Below are 20,722 nucleotides of genomic sequence, written 5' to 3'. Positions count from 1 at the left end.
CAGGGGCCGAACTGCCGTAAACAGGGGATGATTCATCATGAGCAGCGCACCTTCTGCCAACCTTTTCAAGCCGCTCCAGGAGGGCGACCCGGCTGTTGTGGGCGGTTATCGCCTGGCGGCCGTGCTCGGCACGGGTGGCATGGGCAAGGTGTATCTCTCCTACACGCCGGGCGGCCGGCCCATCGCGCTCAAAGTAATCCGGCCCGAGTTCAGCGAGGACCCCGAGTTCCGGCGGCGGTTCAAGCAAGAGGTCCACGCCGCGCAGCGGGTGCAGGGTCTGTACACGGCGCCGGTCATCGACTCCGACACCGACGGCGCTCAGCCCTGGCTCGCCACCGCCTACGTGCCGGGCCCCTCTCTCGCGCACGCCGTGGCCCAGCACGGTGGACTGCCGCTGCCCAGCGTGCTGTTGCTGACCGTGGGGGTCGCCGAGGCGCTCCACGTGATCCATGGCGCGGGCATCGTCCACCGTGATCTGAAACCCGCCAACGTGCTCCTGGCCTCCGACGGCCCCCGCGTGATCGACTTCGGCATCGCCCGCGCGGCCGACGCAACCGCCCTGACCGGCACCGGCGTCAGCGTGGGCACCCCGGCATTCATGGCACCCGAGCAGGCCTCGGCCGGCACGGTCACCCCCGCCACCGACATCTTCGCCCTGGGGCAGATCGCGGCCTTCGCGGCGATCGGTTCACCCGCCTACGGCGACGGATCCTCGCACGCGGTGCTCTACCGGATCGTCCACGAGGATCCCGACCTCAGCCGCCTGCCCGCGGAGCTGCTGCCGCTGGTGACCCGCTGCCTGAGCCGCGACCCGGCCGGCCGGCCGAGCCTGACCGAGATCATCGAGCTGTGCCACGAACTGTCGCCCGTCGCGCTGCGCCAGGGCGAGGACTGGCTGCCGCAGACGGTCGCCGGATCGATCACCGAGCGGCTGCGACTGCCCGAACCGGCGAAGACCCCGCCGCCGCAAGCCGCCGCCGCGCCGACGCCGACCCAGTTCTCCCCGCAGAATCCCGGGCCGGGGCAGAATCCGGCGCCGGGCGCGATGAACCCGTACGCGCCGACCGGGTTCGCCATGCCCTCCGCGCCGACACAGAGCGCGCCGGGAGTTCCGGGGCCGGTGCCACCGCCCCAGCACCCGATGCACCCCACGCAAGGCCACCACACCCCGACGCCCGGCTACCCGACGCACTCCACGCCCCCGCCGGGATATCACACGCCGCCCCCCGTCATCCACGCTCCCTACGTGCCCCCGACGCACCCGAAGCCGAAGCGGACCGGGCTGATCGTGGCCGCGTCGGTCGTGGGCGCGGTCCTCATCCTGGGAGTCATCGGCTCCCTGCTGCCCGACGGGAGCGGCAAGGACAAGGACAGCGGGGCCAACTCCCCCAGCAGTAGAAGCAGTAGCGGTTCGAGCGGTAGCGGGACCTCAGATGGGGGCCAGCCAAGGGCGGACCCGAAGCCGGTCTCGTACAAGGGCATCGCCCTGACGGAGAGCTACGAGATCATGCTCGCCGACAGCCCGCCACGCCCGGTCGAGCGCGAGGACGTGGCCTACGGCGACGGAGATCTTTACTTCAGCGTCGTACGTTTCGCGGACGAGGCAGCGATCGGCACCGCCAACGGGAAGCTCGTCGTGCTGAACAACACGCAGAAGGGCTCCCTGGAGACCTGCCGCACGGAGACGCGCTACACCGAGAAGGTCCGCCTCAACCAGCTCAGCAACGGGTCGGAGATCTGCGTGCTCAGCAACGCGGGTCATGTCGCGGTAGCCACCTACCGCGGCAAGTCGGGCGACAACGACCCCAGCTCATACGTCACCTTCGACCTGAGGATCTGGCGCAACGCCGAGGAAGCCAAGGCCAACTAGTGTCCTGCACCTGAAATCCTGGCGATATATTTCGCTAACGAGTTGAGGATTTCGTCGGCGCTTTTGGTCCATGTGAACGGTTTGCTCGGTGACCCACAGCCGGTTCGGCGCCGGCGCCGTGAAGTCGCGATTGACCAGGTCCGGGCTGGGTGCCAGATGTACGAGCACGTTGTAGATGTCGTGCAGCACGCTCGGGATGTCCACGGTCAGCCCGAGCTGCCGCCCGGCCTCCGTGGCGATCCGCACCGCCTCTTGAGCGCGGCTGCTGAGGGCGGCTGCGGGGTCGGGCCCGATTTCGGCACCGGATGCGGATGCGCGACTGGATTCGGATGCGGAGGAAACCATGCGTTCAGTCTGTACCGGTGCTCCCGCCCCTCGCCACCGTCCATCGATCAGCCGGTGACGCCGAGCCGGTCGGCGACCCAAGTGTGGAACGCCCCGATGTGGTGCTCGGCCGGGACGAGGACCCCGCCGTCGCGGTACGCCCGGGAGGCCATGGCGGGCTGGGTGCGCTCGCAGGCTTCAAAGTCCTGGGCGTTCACCCGGTGGAACAGCTCCACGGACTTGTCGAGGTCCGCGCCCGACGCCACGACCCCGGGGGCGTACAGCCAGTCGCACTCGACGATCGTGCGGTCCTCGGCCAGCGGGAACATCCGGTGGAAGATCACATGGTCCGGGACCAGGTTGACGAACACCTGCGGCTTGACGGTGATCGCGTAGTAGCGGCGGTCCTGTTCGTCCGCGATCCCGGACAGCCGCTCGAACCCGGCGCTGCCGTCGACGGTGAACCCGTGGGCGTCCGCGCTGAACTCCGCGCCGTGCCCCACGTAGTACTGCGCGGCCAGACCGTCTGCGAACTCCGGTAGTACGTCGGTGAGTTCGGGGTGGATCGTGGCGCAGTGGTAGCACTCCATGAAGTTCTCGACGATCAGCTTCCAGTTGGCCCGTACGTCGTAACGGATGCGCCTGCCGAGGGCCAGGCCCTCGGTCTCGTACGCCTCAATGGACTCGGTGTCCCCCAGCCGCTCCACGACCTCGCCGATCACTGTCTCGTCGAAGGACGGCGGCTCGTCGGCCAGGCACACCCAGGCGTAGCCCAGCCACTCCCGCACCGCCACCTTGACCAGGCCGTACTGCTCGCGGTCGACGTCCGGCATCTTCACCAGATTGGGTGCGGCGACCAACTTGCCGTCCAGGCCGTATGTCCAGGCGTGGTACGGACACTGGAGATTGCGGCGGACCTCCCCCGACTCCGCGGTGCACAGCCGGGCGCCGCGGTGGCGGCACACATTGAGGAAGGCGCACAGTTCGCCGGTGCGGGCCCGGGTGACGAGGACGTTCTCGCGGCCGACCTGCACGGTCCGGAACGCGCCGGGGCGGTCCAGGTCGGCGGAGCGTACGGCGCAGTACCAGAGGGCCTCGAAGATCCGCTCCTGTTCCTGCCGGAAGATTTCGGGGTCGGTGTAGAAGTGGCCGGGGAGCGTGGAGATCAGACTGCCGGCGGCGGGGGCGGAGTGGGCGGAGACGGGGCTCGTCGTCATGGGGGCTGCCTCTCAGGCGGACGCGGCGGCGAGCCGGCGGGGGTCGAACAGCTCGATGGGGTGCCGGGTGGCGCCGTCGACGGCCAGGTCCGCCAGGATCTCGCCGACCACCGGGACGAACTTGAAGCCGTGCCCGGAGAAGCCGCAGGCGACGGTCACGGCGTCGGGGTGCGCCGGGTGGCGGGCGATCACGAAGTGTTCGTCGGGGGTGTTGGAGTACATGCAGGTGGCGGCCTTGAGGAAGCGGCCGGCGAGAGTGGGGATGCGCGGGGCCATCTGGGCGGCCATGGCGGCGACCTCGTCGTCGTACACCGTCCGGTCGATGGTCTCCGGGGTGCAGGCGGTGCCCCTGCGGAAGAAGGCGACCTTGGCGCCCTTCTCCGGGCCGTCGATCGCGGGGAAGCCGTAGACCTGCACTCCCCCGGCGTCCTCCCAGATGTAGATCGGGTGGTGCGCGGGAAGGAAGGGCTGGGTGCCGCCGGTGGGTTCGAACCAGTACATGACCTGGCGCTCGATGGTGAAGGGCACCCCGATGTCGGTGAGCAGTTGCGGCGCCCAGGCGCCGGGGCAAATGACCAGGTGGCCTGCCGTGTAGGTGTTCTCCGCGGTGTGCACCCGCACTCCACGACCGCCTTCGAGCGCCTCCCAGCGGGTCATGGGCTCGTCGAAGTGCAGGTCGGCGCCCTGCCCGGTGGCGAGCTGGAGGTGCGCCGCGACGGTGTGCTCGGGCCTGACGAGACCGGCCCTGGCCTCGTGGAGCGCGACCTCGTCGTCGCCGGGGTTGAAGGTGGGGAAGCGGCGCCTGATCTCGGGGGCGTCGAGCATCTCGTACGGCAGGTCCCACTGCCGGGCGGAGAGCAGCGAGCCGGAGACCGTACGGGAGTCGGGGCGGCCGATCATGACGCCGCCGCACAGGGTGGCGACCTCGCGTCCGGTGTCGCGGCCGAGCCGGTCGTACAGCTCGTAACTGCGCAGCAGCAGGGGTACGTACGCCGGGTCCTCGAAGTAGGACTGCCGGGTGATGCGCGAACCTCCGTGGCTGGAGCCTTTGTTGTGGACCGGGCCGAATTTCTCCAGGCCGAGTACGCGGGCGCCGCGGGCGGCCAGGTGGTGGGCGGCGGCGCTGCCCATGCCGCCGAGGCCGACGACGATCACGTCATGGGTGGGTGGTGGCATCGGGTGCCTCGCTCACTTCAGGATGTGGGTCATCTCCGGGTCGAAGAGGGGCTCTTCGGCCACGGTGGCGGCGGTCTTCGCGCCGAAGTAGTCGATGTGCACGGGGGTGCCGGGGGCCAGTGGTGGCAGCCAGGCGTAGGCGACGCAGCGGCCGAGCGTGTAGCCGTATCCGGCGCTGGTGAGGTAACCCGCCGCGGATTCGGCGGAGTTGATGTACACGGGTTCCTTGCCGAGGACGACGGCCGCCGGGTCGTCGAGGGTGAGTGCGGTGAGCCTGCGGGTCGGCTCGCCGAGGGCCGCGAGGGCGTCGCGGCCGATGAAGTCGCCCTTGTTCATGCGGACGGCGAAGCCGAGCCCGGCCTCGTACGGGTTGTGTTCGGCGGTCATGTCGTGGCCCCAGGAGCGGTAGCCCTTCTCCAGCCGCAGGCTGTTGAAGGCGGAGCGCCCGGCGGCGATCACGCCGTGCGGGCCGCCGGCTTCCCAGAGGGTGTCCCACAGGCGCAGTCCCAGGTCGGCGGTGGTGTAGAGCTCCCAGCCGAGTTCGCCGACGTAGCTCAGCCGCATGGCGGTGACGGGGACATGGCCGATGTGGGTCCGCAGGGACTTGAAGTATCCGAGGGCCTGGTGGGAGAGGTCGTCGCGGGTGAGCGGCTGGACCAGGTCGCGGGCCAGCGGCCCCCAGACGCCGATGCAGCAGGTGCCCGCGGTGATGTCCCTGATCTGTACGTCGTCGGGCGCGTGGTCGAGGAGCCGGTCGAGGTCGGCGGGGGTGTTGGCGCCGAGCTGGAAGTGCTGTTCGGCGAGGCGGGCGACAGTGAGGTCGGACAGAACGCCGCCCATCTCGTCGAGGAGGAGCGTGTAGGTGACCGAACCGGGCTTCTTCGCCAGGTTGTTGGTGGTCATGTGCTGGAGGAAGTCGAGGGCGCCGGGTCCGGTGACCTCCAGCCGCCGCAGGGGCGTCATGTCGTACATCGCGACCCTCTCGCGGGTCGCCCTCGCCTCGGCGGCGGCGATCGGCGACCAGTGGCGGGCCGACCAGGGGTCGCGCGGGGGGAGTTGTTCGGCCGTGGCGCGTTCGGAGTTGGCCTCGTACCAGTGCGGGCGTTCCCAGCCGCCGCCCTCCAGGAAGTGCGCTCCGAGCTGGAGTTGGCGGGCGTAGAAGGGGCTGACGCGCAGCGGGCGGGGCTGCTCCATGCCTTGGAGGGGGTGGACGACGTCGTACACCTCGATGAACTGCCGGGCGGCCCGTTCCTCGACGTACGCGGGTGAGCTCTGCGCGTTCTCGAAGCGGGACACCTCGCATTCGTGCAGGTCCAGGGATGCACGGCCCTCGGTCATCCATTCCGCGACGGCCTTGGCGACGCCTGCCGAGTGGGTGACCCAGACGGCTTCGGCGAGCCAGAAGCCGCGCAGTGCGCTGCTCTCGCCGAGGAGGGGCATGCCGTCGGGGGTGAAGGAGAAGACGCCGTTGAAACCCTCGTCGACCCGGGTTCGGGCGAGGGCGGGCAGCAGGGTTTTGCACTCCTCCCAGCTGGGGGCGAAGTCCTCCTCGGTGAAGGGGTACGAGGAAGGCATGCCGGGGGTCTCCTCGTAGCGCGGCACGGTGAACGCGTCGACGGGCAGCGGGCGGTGGGCGTACGACCCGACGCCGATGCGGTCGGTGTGTTCACGGAAGTAGAGGTCGCGGTCCTGGTGGCGCAGGATCGGCCTGCTGGCCTCCGTGCGGGGGGTGTTGACGCCCGCGAGTTCGGCGAGCGGGGCGGTCCTCGCGTACTGGTGGGCGAGCGGCAGCAGCGGGATGTCGATGCCCGCCATCCGTCCGATCACCGGGCCCCAGAAGCCCGCCGCCGACACGACGAGGTCCGCCGGGAAGGACCCGCGGTCGGTGGTGACGCCGGTGACGCGGCCGCCGCGCTGTTCGATACCGGTGACGGTGGTCCGGTCGAGGAAGCGCGCGCCGCGCGCGCCCGCCCGCTCCGACTGGGCGCGGCAGGCGGGCAGCGAGCGGGCCAGGCCGTCGCCCGGGGTGTGGAATCCGCCGAGGATCCGGTCGCGGTCGAGCAGCGGCCACAGCTTGAGGCATTCGTCCGGGTCGATGATCTCGCCCTCGATGCCCCAGGATGCGGCGAGCCCGGCCTTGCGGTGCAGGTCGGCCCAGCGCTCGGGGGTGGTGGCGAGTTCCAGGCCGCCGACCGCGTTGAAGCAGGACTGCCCGTCGGCCCGCAGCGCGCTGAACTTCTCCACGGTGTACTGGGCGAAGGCCGACAGGGTCTTGGACGGGGAGGTCCGGTAGACCAGGCCGGGGGCGTGCGAGGTGGAGCCGCCGGGGGCGGGGAGCGGGCCCTGTTCGAGGACGGTGACGTCACTCCAGCCGCGGGCGGTGAGCTCGTCGGCCAGCGAGCAGCCGACGATGCCGGCGCCGATGACGATCACGCGGGGGCTGGTTGCGGGCGTGCTGGACATGCCCCTCCTAGCGGTGAAGTGGCTTGCGGGAAAACGGCGTTGGCCGGTCGGGTGCGTCCCCGGCGTCAGAGCACCACCACCGAGCGGAGCACCTCGCCGCGCAGCATCCTGGCGAAGGCCTCCTCGACGTCGTCCAGGGCGATCGTCTCGCTGACGAAGGCTCCGAGGTCGAGCTTGCGGCTGAGGTACTGGTCGATGAGGATCGGGAAGTCCCTGCTGGGCAGGCAGTCGCCGTACCAGGACGACTTGAGGGCGCCGCCGCGCGAGAACAGGTCGATCAGCGGGATGTCGAGCATCATGTCCGGCTCCGGCACGCCGACCTGGACGAGGATCCCGGCGTGATCGCGCATGTAGAAGGCCTGGCGGTACGTCTCGGGGCGGCCCACCGCGTCGATGGCCACGTCGACGCCGAACCCGCCGGTGAGTTCGCGTACGGCCTCGATCGCGTCGGTGCCTAGGGAGTTGACGGTGTGGGTGGCGCCGAAGCGGGTGGCGCCGTCGAGCTTGGCGTCGTCGATGTCGACGGCGATGACGCGGCGGGCTCCGGCCAGTGCGGCTCCGGCGATGGCGGCGTTGCCGACTCCCCCGCAGCCGATGACGGCGACGGTGTCGCCGCGGCCCACGTTGCCGGTGTTGACGGCCGCTCCGTAGCCGGCCATCACGCCGCAGCCGATGAGTCCGGCCGCCTCGGGGCGGGCCGCGGGGCTGACCTTCACCGCCTGGCCGGCGGCGACCAGCGTTTTCTCGGCGAAGGCGCCGATGCCCAGGGCGGGGCTGAGCGCGGTGCCGTCGAGCAGCGTCATCGGCTGGGCGGCGTTGCGGCTGTCGAAGCAGTACCAGGGGCGGCCCCGGCGGCAGGACCGGCAGTCGCCGCAGGGGGCGCGCCAGGCGAGGACGACGTAGTCGCCGGGGGTGAGGTCGGCGACGCCCTCCCCGACGGCCTCGACGATTCCGGCGGCCTCGTGCCCGAGCAGGAACGGGAAGTCGTCGTTGATCGCGCCGTCCCGGTAGTGCAGGTCGGTGTGGCAGACCCCGCAGGCCTGGACGGCCACCAGCACCTCTCCCGGGTCCGGGTCGGGGACGATGATCGTCTGCACCTCGACGGGTGCACCCTTCTTGGCGGCAACAACCGCACGGACCTCGTGTGGCACGACCGAGCCCCTCTCGTGTTGCGCAGTGCAAGACCCATTGCGCTATGAGAGACATCTTGAGAACGCCATCAGGGACTCGTCAAGGGGGCCGAGACATGGATTCGCAAAAGTCCGGGGGCCGCCCCGGACGGCCCGGGCACACCGGAGCGCGGGACCGTACGCCAACCGGTCCCGCGCCCAGATGGCTCTCCGTCAGGTGCGGTAGCCCATGCGGTAGGAGAGCTCGCCCGCCGCGTCGACGGCCGACTTGGCCAGCTCGCTCAGCCGCTCCTCGCCCATCCGGTACACCGGCCCGGAGATGCTGACCGCGCCGATGACCTGGCCGTCGTGCGCCCGGACCGGCGCCGCGACCGCGCTCAGCCCGACCTCCATCTCCTCGGCCACGACGGCGTAGCCCTGCGCGGCGATGTCCGCCAGCTGGGCCCGCAGCTCGGCGGCGGACGTCACGGTGCGTTCGGTGAATCTCGGCAGCCTCCTGCGGGCCAGGAAGATCTCCAGCATCGGTGTCGGCAGGCCCGCGAGCAGCACCTTCCCACTGGAGGTGGCGTGCAGCGGTGTGCGGCGGCCCAGCCAGTTCTGCGCGGTGACGGACGCCGCGCCGCGCGCCTGCATCACATTGACCGCGCCGTCGTCGTCGAGGACCGCGATGTTGACCGTCTCGCCCGCGTCGTCGGCCAACTCCCGAACGACGGGCGCGCTCTCCTGGGAGATATCCAGCCGTCCGGCCGCCGCTCCCGCCAGCCGCAGCACGCCGGCCCCCAGGTAGTACTTGCCCCGGTCCTTCGCCTGTCCGACCAGGCCACGGTTCTCCAGCACTCCGAGCAGCCGGAACGCGGTCGACTTGTGCACGTCCAGCTCGTCGGCGATCTCCGTCACCCCGGCCTCGCCGAGCCTGGCGAGGATCTCCAGCACACTCACCGCACGGTCCACCGACTGCACGGCGCTCGCGGCCCCCTTGGACCGCCTCACCTCGTCGGACCCGTCCGCACTGCTCTTGCTCGCCATGTGTCCGCTCTCACCGCCCGGCGGCCGATTCCCGGCCGACATTCAGGGGGGCCCTTGACGCAGCGGCTCCCGATCCGGATTCTGTTGCGCATCACGCGCTTCGATGCGCCATATGGAACGCCATGTTACCGAAGAGTGAAACCTGGGGGCTCTGGTGAATCCCGTCTGCCACCTCGACGATCTGCCCGAAGGCGAATCCCTGCGACTGCCCACCGAGCCGCCGATCGCCGTCTTCCACACCGAGGGCACGCTCTACGCGATCGACGACACCTGCTCCCACCAGGATGCCTCCCTCTCCGAGGGCTGGCTGGAGGGCTGCTTCGTCGAATGCCCGCTGCACGCCGCCCTGTTCGACCTGCGGACCGGACAGCCCAGCTGTCTGCCCGCACGCCGTCCGGTGCGGACCCACCGGGTGACGGTCGACGCCTCCGGCGGCGTGCATGTCCAGCTCGCCGCCGGGGAAGGGCACGCGGAAGAAGGTACCGCCGCATGAGCACCATGCCACCCGTGGACCCCATGGGCACCATCGCGGTCGTGGGCGCCTCGCTCGCCGGCCTGTACGCGGCGCGGGCCCTGCGCGACCAGGGATTCGACGGCAGGCTGGTGATCATCGGGGACGAGACCCACCGCCCGTACGACCGCCCACCGCTGTCGAAGGAGTTCCTCACCGGAACCATGCCCGAGGACCAACTGGCCCTCTGCGACGCCGAGGAGGAGACCGAACTCGGCGCCGAGTGGCTGCTCGGTGCCCGCGCCGAAGCCCTCGACACGGCCGCCCGGACCATCCGGCTGGACAACGGCCGTACGGTCCGGGCCGACGGCATCGTCATCGCCACCGGCGCGAGCCCGCGACGGCTGCCCGGCGCGGACGCGCTGCGCGGCGTACACACCCTGCGCACCCTCGACGACGCACGGGCCCTGCGCGCCGGACTGACCGGGCGGGCCGGGCACCAAGTGCGGGTCGTGGTCGTCGGCGCGGGGTTCATCGGCTCGGAAGTCGCCTCGTCCTGTGTCTCGCTGGGCCATCACGTCACGGTGGTGGAGGCCGCTCCACTGCCGCTCCTGCCCCAGCTCGGCGACGCCATGGCAGGGATCTGCGCGGCTCTGCACACCGGGAGCGGCGTCGAGCTCATCACCGGCACGGGGGTCGCGGCCCTGCGCGGCGCCGACGCGGTGAGCGGCGTGAGCCTGACCGACGGACGGCTACTGCCCGCCGACGTGGTCGTCGTGGGCATCGGCGCCACGCCCAACACCCAGTGGCTCCAGGGGACTTCGCTCGCCGCGCGCGACGGGGTGCCGTGCGACGCCGGCTGTGTCACCGCGCTGCCCCGGGTGGTCGCGGTGGGCGATGTGGCGCGGGTGGGTGGCGTCCGCGACGAGCACTGGACCAGCGCCACCCTGCAGCCCGCCGTCGCCGTGCGGAGTCTGCTCGCCGGGCACACCGTGCGCGGGGCGCGCCCGCTGCCGTACTTCTGGTCCGACCAGTACGGCGTACGCATCCAGTTCGCCGGCCGGTCGCTGCCCGGCGCCACCACCCGGCTGACCGAGGGGTCCGTGGAGGAGCGCAGCTTCCTCACCCTCTACGAACGCGACGGCGCGGTCACCGGCGTGCTGGCCGTGAACCGCCCACGCCCCTTCATGCGCGCACGCCGCGAGCTCGCCCGCGCGCAGGAGCCCGTGGCCACCGGCTGACGCGGCCACGGGCCGGCCGGGCCCCCGGGGCACCGCGCGGATCAGGGCCAGAGCAGCCCGCGGCGCCATACGTCGTTACCATTTGATACCGCAGGCGCACATGCGCGTGGTCGGGCGCCCCCTGGAAAAACTCCACTCGTCGATGTGGACGACGTACACCGCGTACGTCTCGGGCACCGCGTCCGGGTCGTCCGCCATCCGGTGCACGGCGCGCTCACGCGCCGCGTCGTAGTCCTCGCCCGGCTCCTTCGGGTGGCTCATCCGGCCGGTGAAGGCCGCGGCACGCCCCGGCTCGCCGAGCCGGCGGAAGTCGGTGCGCCGGTCATTCTCGCCGAGCAGGCCCACCGGCCCGGTCGCCCGGATCTGACGGCCGTGCCTGGGCCAGAACCAGGTGAGGCTCGCACACGGGTTGACCGCGAGGTCCCGGCCCTTGCGGCTGCCCGCGTCCGAGGAGAACACCACCCGACAGCGCTGCAGATCCACCGCGGTGATCTCGATGGCACGCGCCGAGGGACGGCCGTACGCGTCGGCCGTGCCGAGCATGTCGACATGACAGGCGGGCACACCGTCGTCGAGGGCGTACGAAAGCCAGTTGGCGAACAACGGGCCGGGCACATTCGGCGACTTGGACACGTCGGAGTCGGGAAAGGGACCGCTCAGGGGCGGCGCCGAAAGCATCCGTTCGCGCAGCCGTCGGGCCGCTTCCCGTAGCTCATGGCTCATCTGGTCGTTCCCCCCGCGAGGCCGGTCGTTCCCCGTCCATTCTGGTCAGCCCGGCCGGCATGGCACAGGCGGTTGGGGGAATCGGCCCGGACTCGCTCCGGCCGTGTGCATCCACCGACCGGCCGTCGACCGTATGACTGGGTGTGAAGGAGCTTTCCGTGAACGGTGCGAGCGGTTCGAGCGGCGCGGACGTCATCATCGTCGGCGCCGGGGCCGCCGGTCTGTCGCTCGCCCACCACCTCGCCGCGGCGGGCGGCCCGGCCGGGACCACCCCCACCATGGTCCTCGTGGAGGCCCCGGACGGGCCACTGCGGCCACCCGAACGCACCTGGTGCTTCTGGGAGGAGGGGGACGGTGCCTACGAGGAGGCCGTCGTCGCCTCCTGGAGCCGGCTGCGTGTCCGGGCCGCCGACGGGCGGACGACGGAGGGCGAGCCGGGCCCGCTGCGGTACAAGATGATCCGCTCCGGCGGGTTCGAGCAGCTGATCGGAGAGCGGCTGGCGGCCTGCCCCGGGGTACGCCGCGTCCGGGCCACCGTCGATGTGGTGCGCGATGTGGCGACCGGCGCGGAAGTGCTGTGCACCACGGCCGGCGGCAAGCGGCTCACCCTGCGCGGGCGCTGGGTCTTCGACTCGCGTCCGCTGCGCCGGCTGCCGCCCGCGCGGAGCACCCTCGTCCAGCACTTCCGGGGGTGGTTCGTCCGCACCGAGCGGCCCGAATTCACCCCGGGCATCGCCGACCTGATGGACTTTCGCACCGCGCAGCCCGATCACGGCCTGTCGTTCGGGTACGTACTGCCGCTCGGCCCGCAGGATGCGCTGGTGGAGTACACCGAGTTCTCCGCCGCCCCGCTGACCGGACCGAGGTACGAACAGGCGCTGCGGCACTACACACGCGACGTGCTGGGGCTCGGCGCACTGCGGATCGTCTCCACCGAGCAGGGGGCGATCCCGATGACCGACGCGGTCTTTCCCCGGCGCGTCGGCGCGTCGGTGTTCCGTATCGGTACGGCGGGCGGCGCCACCCGCCCGGCGACCGGCTACACCTTCGCGGCGGTGCAGCGGCAGAGCAGAGCGATCGCCGCCGCCCACCGGCGCGGCCGGGTTCCGGTGCCGCCGCCCGCGCATCCGGCCCGTGCCCGTGCGATGGACGCGGTCATGCTGCGCGCCCTGGACACCGGCCGGGTGAACGGCGCCGACTTCTTCGCCGGGCTCTTCGGCCGGACCTCGATGGAACGGATGCTGCGTTTCCTCGACGGCCGCTCCCGGGTGTGGGAGGACATCGCGATCGGGCTGCGCACCCCCGTCGGCCCCATGCTGCGCACCGTCGCCGAGCTGCCGCTGCTCCCCCGCAGGGAGCGACGCCCCTGACCCCACAGCTGTCCTGCCCCGCCCCCGCTCCCCCCTCCGGCACCACGGACCCGACACCCCGAGGAACACATTCATGACTCTCCTGCGCGACGAAGACCTCGCCACCGCCTTCGATCACGCCGCGCACACCTACGACCGGCTGGTCGCGGCGAACCCCGGCTACCACGCCCATCTGCGGCGCTCCGCCCGCCGGCTCGCCCTGCCGTTCGGGGGGGCAGGCATGCGTCTGCTGGACCTGGGCTGCGGCACGGGCGCGTCCACCAGGGCGCTGCTCAAGGCGGCGCCGTACGCGCAGATCACCGCCGTCGACGCGTCCGCGGGCATGCTGGAGCGGGCGGCGGCCAAGTCGTGGCCGGCCCAGGTGCGTTTTGTGCACGCCCCGGTGGAGGGGCTGTCCGACGTCGACGCCGGCGGCCCCTACGACGCGGCGTTCGCCGCCTATCTGTTCCGCAATGTCTCCGACCCGGACTCGGTCCTGGCCTCGGTGCGCGATCTGCTGGTGCCCGACGGCCGGCTGGCCGTGCACGAGTACACGCTGAGCAACGCGTGGGCGTCGCGGGCCCTGTGGACGGCGGTCTGCCGGGGAGTGGTGGTGCCGGCCGGCACCCTGACCGGCGACCGGGCGCTCTACCACCACCTGTGGCGCAGCGTCCTGGCCTTCGACCGGGCGCCCGCCTTCCGGCAGCGGATGGCCCGCGCCGGTTTCCGGCACGTCCGGTACGCACCGATGCCCGGCTGGCAGACCGGAATCGTGCACACCTTCGTCGGCCTCGCGGACGACACCGCCACCTCCGGCCGGGGTGGAGCATGAGCGCGGGCCGCGCCCCGGCCGGGACCGCGCGGCGGGGCCGGGACCGCCGTGCCCAGGTCCTGCTGCCCACGCCGGGCCGGGACCGGTTCACCGACCCCGGCACCGCACCGCGCGTCGCGGTCGTCGGCGGCGGCATCGCCGGGCTCGCCGCGGCCACGGGGCTCGCCGAACGCGGCGTACACATCACCCTGTACGAGAAGGAGTCCGCACTCGGCGGCCGACTGGCCGGGTGGCCCGTGGAGCTGGCCGACGGCTCGTCCGCCACCATGAGCCGCGGCTTCCACGCCTTCTTCCGCCAGTACTACAACCTGCGCGGCCTGTTGCGCAGGGCCGACGGGGGCCTGACCTCGCTCACCGGCCTGCCCGACTACCCGCTGCGGCACAGCGGCGGCCTGAGCGACAGCTTCGCCGGGGTGCCGCGCACACCGCCGTGGAGCGCGCTGGGATTCGTCGCGCTCAGCCCCACCTTCGGCTGGCGGGACCTGGCCCGGATGAGCCCCACCGCCGCGCTGCCGCTACTCGATGTGCGGGTCCCCGAGGTGTACGAACAGCTCGACTCGACCAGCGCCTGGGACTTCCTGGCCGCCATCCGTTTCCCGGCGGCGGCCCACCACTTGGCGTTCGAGGTGTTCTCCCGGAGCTTCTTCGCCGATCCCCGGGAGCTGTCGGCGGCGGAGCTGGCGCTGATGTTCCACATCTACTTCCTGGGGTCGTCGGAGGGCCTGCTCTTCGACGTTCCCAACGAGCCGTTCCCGCAGGCCCTGTGGGACCCGCTGGGGCGCTATCTGACCGGCCACGGCGCGCGGTTGCTGACCGGCACGCCCGTCGGGCGGATCGAACCGCTGCCCGGCGGGGACCTGGAGGTGACGACGGACGGGGCGCCGCCCGAGCGTTACGACGCGGTGGTCCTCGCCCTGGACACCGGCGGGCTGCGGGGCGTCGTCGGGCGCTCGCCCCGGCTGTGCGACGCGTCGTGGCGCGCCCGGATCGGGGGGCTGCGAACCGCGCCGCCCTTCCTCGTCTCCCGGCTGTGGCTGGACCGTCCCGTGCGGGCGGAGCGCGCCGGGTTCCTGGGGACCAGCGGGTACGGGCCGCTGGACAACGTCAGCGTTCTGGAGCGCTGGGAGGGCGAGGCCGCCGGGTGGGCGGCGCGCACCGGCGGCTCCGTGCTCGAACTGCACGCCTACGCCGTGGATCCGGCGGCCGACCGGGAGGCCGAACAGGACCGGCTGCTGGCCGAGTTGTACCGGGTGTACCCGGAGACGCGGGACGCGAAGATCGTGGACGCGCGCCACGAGTGGCACGCGGACTGCCCGCTGTTCCCGGTGGGCGGCTACCAGGACCGGCCCACGGTCCGCACTCCCGACCCGGCCGTGACGGTGGCCGGGGACCTGGTCAGGACCGGCCTCCCGGTGGCTCTCATGGAGCGCGCGGCGACCAGCGGTTTCCTCGCGGCCAATGCGCTGTTGGAACGCTGGGGCGTGCGCGGCCAGACGCTGTGGACCGTACCCCGCAAGGGACGCTCGGGACTGCTGCGGGCACTCGCGGGAGCGCGGGGCGGGCGGGGCTGAGGGGCGGCCGGCGCCCGGGAGGCCATCGGCCGGTGACCGCGGGCGGGGGCGCGGGCCGGCGGACGCGCGCAGGCGTCGGCGGGCGTGGGCGACCCGGCGGCAGCGGGCGGGCGCACCCGGCCCGCGACGACTGCGGGAGCGGGTCAGAGGTCTCGTGGTGGAGACGGCGTGCCGCCCCCGCCCGTACGGGTCCCCCGGGGCCCGGGGTCTTGAACTCCCGGGCCCCCCGGCCCCGCTCCTCCTTCGATTCCGCCGGGTATCAGCCGGGGAAGCGGCCTGTGCTGCGCAACTGCCAGCGGCGTTGCGCGTAGGCGAGGTCGTCGCGCCACAACCGGCCCGCGGCGAGCCGCATCAGCGGGCGCAGGGCGGGCGCCGCCGCGCGGGCGGCGGCGAACCCGGGGCGCTCCGAGACGGCGATGACGGCTTCGACCACCGCGGTGCGCGGGCGGCCCCGCGCGTCCGGGGCGAGGGGCGTGGCGTGCGTCTCGACGACGGAGGTACGGCCCTCGCCCTCGGTGATGTGCATGACGACCGTGCGCGGCTCCGGTGCGCTGAACACCGCGCGCACCGGCACGACCACCCGGCCCGCCAGCTTGAAGGAGACGTCCACCGCGAAGCCGTCGTCCTGGGCGGGGTCCCCGTCCGCGGGTGTGCTGAGCACCGTCAGATCTACGAAGGAGTACGGGTGGAACCATGAGCCGTGCCACGGGTCGAGCCGGTTCGCCACGATGTCCTCGGGCTCGCACATCCCCACCGCGGAGTACACCGCGTCCACCGCACCCGCGGCCGGCCGCTCGGGGACGATCGGGAGCCGGGTCGGTTTCTCGCCGCCGAGCGCGTCCAGCCTGACCCAGGCAAGCACCCCGTCGTCATGGGCGGGGTAGGGCTCCCAGCCGGCGAACGGCGCGCCGTTCAGGGCGAGTCCGTGCCAGTGGCAGACGACGGTGCCGCAGTGCACCCGGCTCTCCCGCAGCGGGGCGCCCAGGTGCGGGCAGATGCCGGAGCCCGCGGTGAGGCGGCCGGACGCGTCCCGCCACGCGATGACTTCGATCCCGCCGACGTTGCGGCCGAACGGCTGCCTGCCCCGGCCGACGGCGCGGCTCGCGCCGAGCACGTACCAATTGCCCGACGGTCGGGCGCAGGCCCGCTTGAGCGCGTCCGAGATCAGCGCGGGCTTCGCGTCCCGCCAGGTGGGCCACTGGCTCGCCCAGGGCACGGGCCGCCGCAACCGCAGCGGAAACCGCGCCCCGCGCCGGCCCTGTCCGGGGGCCGTGCCCGGCGTCGAACCGCGCGTCATGCCGGGTCTCCTTCGCCGAGCGGCTGCAGCGGCTGAAGCGGCTGCACCGAGGGTCCGGTGTCCGCCCGCCGCCGGGCCGCTCCGGGCCGCGCCCCGGCCGGGGCGCCGGCCGCCGGGCGGCGCGGGCGCCGTACCCGGGCGTCCCACAGCCGGGCCGCCGCGATCTGTCCGACGCCGCCGAGCGCCACCGCTGCCCGCCGCCCGCGGGGCACCACCGAGCGGCGGTGCAGCGCGGCGTAGCCGTCGTCGGCGACGGCGTCCAGGATGCCGCCGTAGAGCGTGTACGCCGTGCGGATGCAGGGCCGTACCACCGGGTCGAGCATGTCCAGGCCGGCCGCGGCCTCGCGGTACACACCCCGCGCCAGCGCCGCCGCTTCGGTCAGGGCGGCCCGGATGCGCGGGTCGGTGCGTCCCGTGTCGCGGCTCCATCGCAGCAGCGGCCGGTCGACGCCGTGCGCGGCGAGCAGGTCGGTGGGCAGGTAGATCCGGCCGCGGTCGAGATCCTCTCCCACGTCGCGCAGGAAGTTGGTGAGCTGGAAGGCGACGCCGAGCGCGGCGGCGTGCGGGGCCGCTTCCCGTGTCGGGACCACCGTGCCGAGCACGGGCAGCATCTGGAGGCCGATCACCGCGGCCGATCCGTGCATGTACCGGGCGAGGTCGTCGTACGTCGGATAGTCGGTGACGTCCAGATCGCTGCGCATCGACCCCATGAAATCGGCGAAGTGCTGTGGATCGATGCCGTACCGCGCGGCGGTGTCGGCCACCGCCACGACGACGGGCTCGCGGGTGGGCCTGCCTCGCAGCGCCGCGTCGAGCTCCTCCTGGAGCGCCCGCAGTGCGGCGTCCCGCTCCGGTCGGGCGGCGTCGGTGTCGAGGTCGTCGACGATGTCGTCGGCCCAGCGGGCGAAGCCGTACAGGGCGTGCACGGCGGGCCGCCGGTCCGCCGGCAGTAGCCGGGTGGCCAGGAAGTACGTCTTGCCGTGCCGGGCGTTGAGCTGCCGGCAGTGCGTGTACGCCGCGCGCAGCGCGGGGTCGGTGATCCGCGCCGCGTCGAGTTCACGTCGGGTCATCGCGGGGTCCCTTTCGCGGGAACGGGGCGGGACTGCGGCGCGGCGGACCGCAGCCGGGACACGGCGGAGCGGGGGCGGGTGCGGGGTCCGGTGATGCGGGCCGCCGCGAGCTTCCCGGAGATCAGGACGGTCGGCACGCCGACGCCGGGGGTGGTGCCGCAGCCGGCCAACACCACGTTGTCGACGCCCCTTACGAGGTTGCGCGGCCGGAACGGGCCGGTCTGCGCGAAGGTGTGGGCCACCGAGAACGGCGTACCCGCGGCGTGTCCTTCGGCCGTCCAGTGCACCGGGGTCACCACGTGCTCCTGCTCGATAGAGTCGCCGAACCCGTCGAGTCCGCGGCGCTCCAGCTCGGCCACCAGGCTGTCGCGGTAGCGCGGGGCGAGGTCCTGCCAGGCGCGGACGTCGGGGCCCGTGTCGGTATTGGGGCAGGGCGCGAGGACGTAGTGCAGGTGCTTGCCGTCGGGGGCCAGCGAGGCGTCGTGCGTCGTGGGCCGGGTGATGAGCAGCGAGGGGTCGCTCATCAGCCGGCCGGTGCGGGTGATCTCGTCGAAGGTCTGCTTCCAGGCACCGCCGAAGGAGATGGTGTGGTGGGCCAGGTCGTCCCAGGTGCGATCGGTTCCGGCGTGCAGGATGACGGCGGACGGCGAGTGCCGCAGGGCGATCGCGCGGCGCGGGGCGCGCCCGAGCAGCCGGTGGGCGACCGGCAGGTCGGGGGTGAGGACGACGGCGTCGCAGGGGATGCGTTCGCCGGTGGAGGTGTGTACGGCGGTGACCCTGCCCGCGGACCGTTCGAGGCGGGTGACTTCGCTGCCCCAGTGGAACTCGGCGCCCGCGTCCCGGGCGGAGTCGGCCAGCGCGCGGGGCAGGGCGTGCATGCCTCCGCGCGGGAAATAGACGCCCGCCACGGTGTCCATGTACGCGATCACCGCGTACGCGGCGAGTGCGCGGGCCGGCGGCACTCCCGCGTACAGGGCCTGGAAGGAGAAGACGCGGCGCAGTCGTTCGTCGGACAGGAAGCGGCCGATCTGGGCGTCGAGGGTACTGAATCCGCGCAGCGCCGCGAGACGGGCCAGGTCGGGGTGGAGGAGCTGGAAGGGGGAGTCGAAGTTGGTGTCGATGAAGCGGCGCATCTGGGCGGCGTACAGGTCCTGCAGCCAGCGGCGCAGCCTGCGGTAGCCCGCGGCCTCGCGCGCTCCGGCGAACCGGCGGATCTCCTCCTCCATGGCGTCGGCGCCGGTGTGCACGTCGAGGCCCGATCCGTCGGCGAACCTGGCGCGGTAGGCGGGGTGCAGCTCGATGAGTTCCAGCCGGTCGGCCAGCGAGTCGCCGACCGCCGCGAGTGCCTCGTCGACCAGGTGCGGCATGGTCAGGACGGTGGGGCCGGTGTCCGCCGTGAACCCACCGAGGTCGAGGCGGCCCGCCCGGCCGCCGGGCAGGTCCGCGCGCTCGACGACGGTCACCCGGCGCCCGGCGCCGAGCAGGTGCAGGGTGGCGGCGAGCCCGGACAGGCCCGCGCCGACGACCACGACATGGCCCGTGGGGCCGGGGACGGTCCTCATCGGCCACGCCCCGTGCTCTCGGCGCCGATGCGCCGGACGGCGGCGGGCCCGCGCGCGGGCCGCCGCTTCTCCCAGCCCGGGGATTCCGCGGTGATCGCGGAATTCGAAGTCGCTGACAGGAAAGGGGAGTTCGGGGGACTCGGGGATGCTGCGCCGGTCACGCCCGCGGCCATCGCGAGCAGTTCGGACAGCCGGCTGTGGGCACGCGGATCCATGGGGGCGCTCCTGAGGTGGCGTCGGCTGTGCAGCACCAGCCGTTCGATCTTCGACTCGACGACGGCTCGTGCTCCGGTCTCTTCCAACACCTCTCGAACGCGATCGAGTTGTACGTCGGTCAGGTCCGCAGCGCCGAGGCCGGCGGCCAGTACGCCGAGCGCCGCCGAGTCCGCCGAGGCATCGGCCCTGGACCGGGCCACCGCCACCAGATACGTCAGCTTGCCCTCGCGGATGTCGTCGCCCGCCGGCTTCCCGGTCAGCGCCGGATCACCGAACACACCCATCAGGTCGTCACGCAGCTGGAAGGCGATGCCCGCGCACCGCCCGGCGGAGCACAGGGCCGCGGTGGTCCGGTCGTCGGCGCCCGCCAGCGCCGCGCCGAGTGCCAGCGGGCGTTCCACCGTGTACAGCGCGCTCTTGAGGCAGGCGATGCGTACGGCGCGGCTCAGCGACGCCGTCCCGGTGGCCTGGGCGTGCAGATCGAGGTACTGGCCCGCCACCATCTCGGTGCGCATGGCCTGCCAGTGGTGGCGCATGCGCCTGCGGGCCTCGGTGTCCAGGTCCGACTCGGCCACCAGGTCGTCGGCCCAGGCCAGCGCGAGGTCACCGGCGAGGATCGCGGCGGAGCGGCCGAACGAGCCGCCGGAGCCGCGCATCGCGCGGCCCTCGTGCTGCCGGGCGAAGTCGACGTGCACGGAAGGGGCGCCTCGGCGCAGCGCCGAGCCGTCCATGACGTCGTCGTGGATCAGCGCGCACGTCTGGATGAGTTCGAGGGCGGCGGCCACGTTGAGGGCCGCGACGGCCTGCGGGCCGCCGTCGGCGCCGCCGCCCGCCCGCCAGCCCCACCAGACGAAGGCGGCCCGCCAGCGCTTGCCGCCGCGCAGGGCGAAGCGTTTCACCCGTTCGGCGACATCGTCCGCGAAGACGGCATCGACCGCGGTGGCCTCCGACAGCCTGGTGTCCAGGTACGCGCCGAGCACCTCCTCGACGGCTCCGGCGATGTCCGCGTCCGCGCGGGAGAGCGGCGCACCGCCCTGACGGTCCGCGTGACCGCGCCGCGCCTCGTGCCCGGACGGCTGCGCACGGCCGCCCGTGACCGGTTCGCCGTGCCCCGTGGGGTGGCCGGCGGGGAAGGTCCGCATCGCCCTGGTGGGGGGCATCGCTTGTCCTCTTCTCGCGTCTTTACGGTCGTCGGGTCACCCTT

17 protein-coding genes are annotated in these 20,722 nt (G+C 72.8%); 6 read left to right on the top strand and 11 right to left on the bottom strand.

From position 1 onward, the window contains the following. The first annotated feature begins 37 nt into the window (after positions 1–37). Positions 38–1,870, top strand: coding sequence for a serine/threonine-protein kinase (locus ACLLJJ_RS35550; protein WP_434598786.1), 1,833 nt, complete (start codon positions 38–40; stop codon positions 1,868–1,870). On the opposite strand, the gene ACLLJJ_RS35545 is transcribed toward ACLLJJ_RS35550, so the two are convergent. The 6 genes from ACLLJJ_RS35545 to ACLLJJ_RS35520 all read right to left on the bottom strand — a co-directional run bounded on the left by ACLLJJ_RS35545 (position 1,811) and on the right by ACLLJJ_RS35520 (position 9,206). Beyond that, on the bottom strand, positions 1,811–2,215 hold the full coding sequence (locus ACLLJJ_RS35545) for a hypothetical protein (protein WP_434598784.1): 405 nt from the start codon (positions 2,213–2,215) through the stop codon (positions 1,811–1,813). The two genes, ACLLJJ_RS35550 and ACLLJJ_RS35545, sit on opposite strands and share 60 nt — an antisense overlap. A 47-nt stretch (positions 2,216–2,262) precedes the next feature. Then, positions 2,263–3,411 carry an aromatic ring-hydroxylating oxygenase subunit alpha gene (locus ACLLJJ_RS35540; protein ID WP_434598783.1) on the bottom strand — a complete coding sequence of 383 codons (1,149 nt, stop codon included), beginning with the start codon at positions 3,409–3,411 and terminating at the stop codon, positions 2,263–2,265. A gap of 12 nt (positions 3,412–3,423) precedes the next feature. Next, the gene (gene solA / locus ACLLJJ_RS35535) at positions 3,424–4,587 is read right to left on the bottom strand and encodes an N-methyl-L-tryptophan oxidase (protein ID WP_434598782.1); all 1,164 of its coding nucleotides are present in this window, start codon (positions 4,585–4,587) and stop codon (positions 3,424–3,426) included. A gap of 12 nt (positions 4,588–4,599) precedes the next feature. Beyond that, the gene (locus tag ACLLJJ_RS35530; RefSeq protein WP_434598781.1) at positions 4,600–7,050 is read right to left on the bottom strand and encodes a GcvT family protein; all 2,451 of its coding nucleotides are present in this window, start codon (positions 7,048–7,050) and stop codon (positions 4,600–4,602) included. A gap of 65 nt (positions 7,051–7,115) precedes the next feature. Further along, a complete protein-coding gene (locus tag ACLLJJ_RS35525) occupies positions 7,116–8,201 on the bottom strand; it encodes an S-(hydroxymethyl)mycothiol dehydrogenase (protein ID WP_434598780.1) in 1,086 nt (361 codons plus the stop codon). A 192-nt stretch (positions 8,202–8,393) separates the two neighbouring features. Beyond that, positions 8,394–9,206, bottom strand: coding sequence for an IclR family transcriptional regulator (locus ACLLJJ_RS35520; protein ID WP_434598779.1), 813 nt, complete (start codon positions 9,204–9,206; stop codon positions 8,394–8,396). Between the two features lie 154 nt (positions 9,207–9,360). Here ACLLJJ_RS35520 and ACLLJJ_RS35515 point away from each other — a divergent pair, with 154 nt between their 5' ends. Continuing rightward, the gene (locus ACLLJJ_RS35515) at positions 9,361–9,699 is read left to right on the top strand and encodes a bifunctional 3-phenylpropionate/cinnamic acid dioxygenase ferredoxin subunit (protein ID WP_434598778.1); all 339 of its coding nucleotides are present in this window, start codon (positions 9,361–9,363) and stop codon (positions 9,697–9,699) included. 23 nt (positions 9,700–9,722) lie between these two features. Continuing rightward, the gene (locus tag ACLLJJ_RS35510; RefSeq protein ID WP_434600610.1) at positions 9,723–10,898 is read left to right on the top strand and encodes an NAD(P)/FAD-dependent oxidoreductase; all 1,176 of its coding nucleotides are present in this window, start codon (positions 9,723–9,725) and stop codon (positions 10,896–10,898) included. Positions 10,899–10,973: 75 nt separating this feature from the next. Here ACLLJJ_RS35510 and ACLLJJ_RS35505 read toward each other — a convergent pair whose 3' ends face one another. After that, the gene (locus tag ACLLJJ_RS35505) at positions 10,974–11,621 is read right to left on the bottom strand and encodes a pyridoxamine 5'-phosphate oxidase family protein (protein ID WP_434598777.1); all 648 of its coding nucleotides are present in this window, start codon (positions 11,619–11,621) and stop codon (positions 10,974–10,976) included. 158 nt (positions 11,622–11,779) lie between these two features. Between ACLLJJ_RS35505 and ACLLJJ_RS35500 the strand changes: the two genes are divergently transcribed. From ACLLJJ_RS35500 to ACLLJJ_RS35490, 3 genes are all read left to right on the top strand, one after another. Then, a complete protein-coding gene (locus ACLLJJ_RS35500; RefSeq protein WP_434598776.1) occupies positions 11,780–12,991 on the top strand; it encodes a lycopene cyclase family protein in 1,212 nt (403 codons plus the stop codon). A gap of 73 nt (positions 12,992–13,064) precedes the next feature. Next, on the top strand, positions 13,065–13,802 hold the full coding sequence (locus tag ACLLJJ_RS35495; RefSeq protein WP_434598775.1) for a class I SAM-dependent methyltransferase: 738 nt from the start codon (positions 13,065–13,067) through the stop codon (positions 13,800–13,802). After that, positions 13,799–15,373, top strand: coding sequence for an FAD-dependent oxidoreductase (locus ACLLJJ_RS35490; protein ID WP_434598774.1), 1,575 nt, complete (start codon positions 13,799–13,801; stop codon positions 15,371–15,373). The genes ACLLJJ_RS35495 and ACLLJJ_RS35490 overlap by 4 nt, the downstream gene beginning before the upstream one ends. A 259-nt stretch (positions 15,374–15,632) precedes the next feature. On the opposite strand, the gene ACLLJJ_RS35485 is transcribed toward ACLLJJ_RS35490, so the two are convergent. The 4 genes from ACLLJJ_RS35485 to ACLLJJ_RS35470 are packed head-to-tail and all read right to left on the bottom strand — an operon-like array spanning position 15,633 to position 20,678. Further along, entirely contained in the window at positions 15,633–16,670 is a 1,038-nt protein-coding gene (locus ACLLJJ_RS35485) for a DUF5914 domain-containing protein (RefSeq protein ID WP_434598773.1), read from the bottom strand. After that, positions 16,667–17,740, bottom strand: coding sequence for a phytoene/squalene synthase family protein (locus ACLLJJ_RS35480; RefSeq protein ID WP_434598772.1), 1,074 nt, complete (start codon positions 17,738–17,740; stop codon positions 16,667–16,669). The genes ACLLJJ_RS35485 and ACLLJJ_RS35480 overlap by 4 nt, the downstream gene beginning before the upstream one ends. After that, entirely contained in the window at positions 17,737–19,302 is a 1,566-nt protein-coding gene (locus tag ACLLJJ_RS35475; RefSeq protein ID WP_434598771.1) for a phytoene desaturase, read from the bottom strand. Before ACLLJJ_RS35475 ends, ACLLJJ_RS35480 begins: the two co-directional genes overlap by 4 nt. Beyond that, the gene (locus ACLLJJ_RS35470) at positions 19,299–20,678 is read right to left on the bottom strand and encodes a polyprenyl synthetase family protein (protein WP_434598770.1); all 1,380 of its coding nucleotides are present in this window, start codon (positions 20,676–20,678) and stop codon (positions 19,299–19,301) included. Before ACLLJJ_RS35470 ends, ACLLJJ_RS35475 begins: the two co-directional genes overlap by 4 nt. Between the last annotated feature and the right edge of the window lie 44 nt (positions 20,679–20,722).

The organism is Streptomyces sp. A5-4 (assembly GCF_051131715.1).
Taxonomy (GTDB): domain Bacteria; phylum Actinomycetota; class Actinomycetes; order Streptomycetales; family Streptomycetaceae; genus Streptomyces.
Note: the sequence above shows the minus strand (reverse complement) of the source record. Positions and strands in the feature narration are given on the sequence as shown.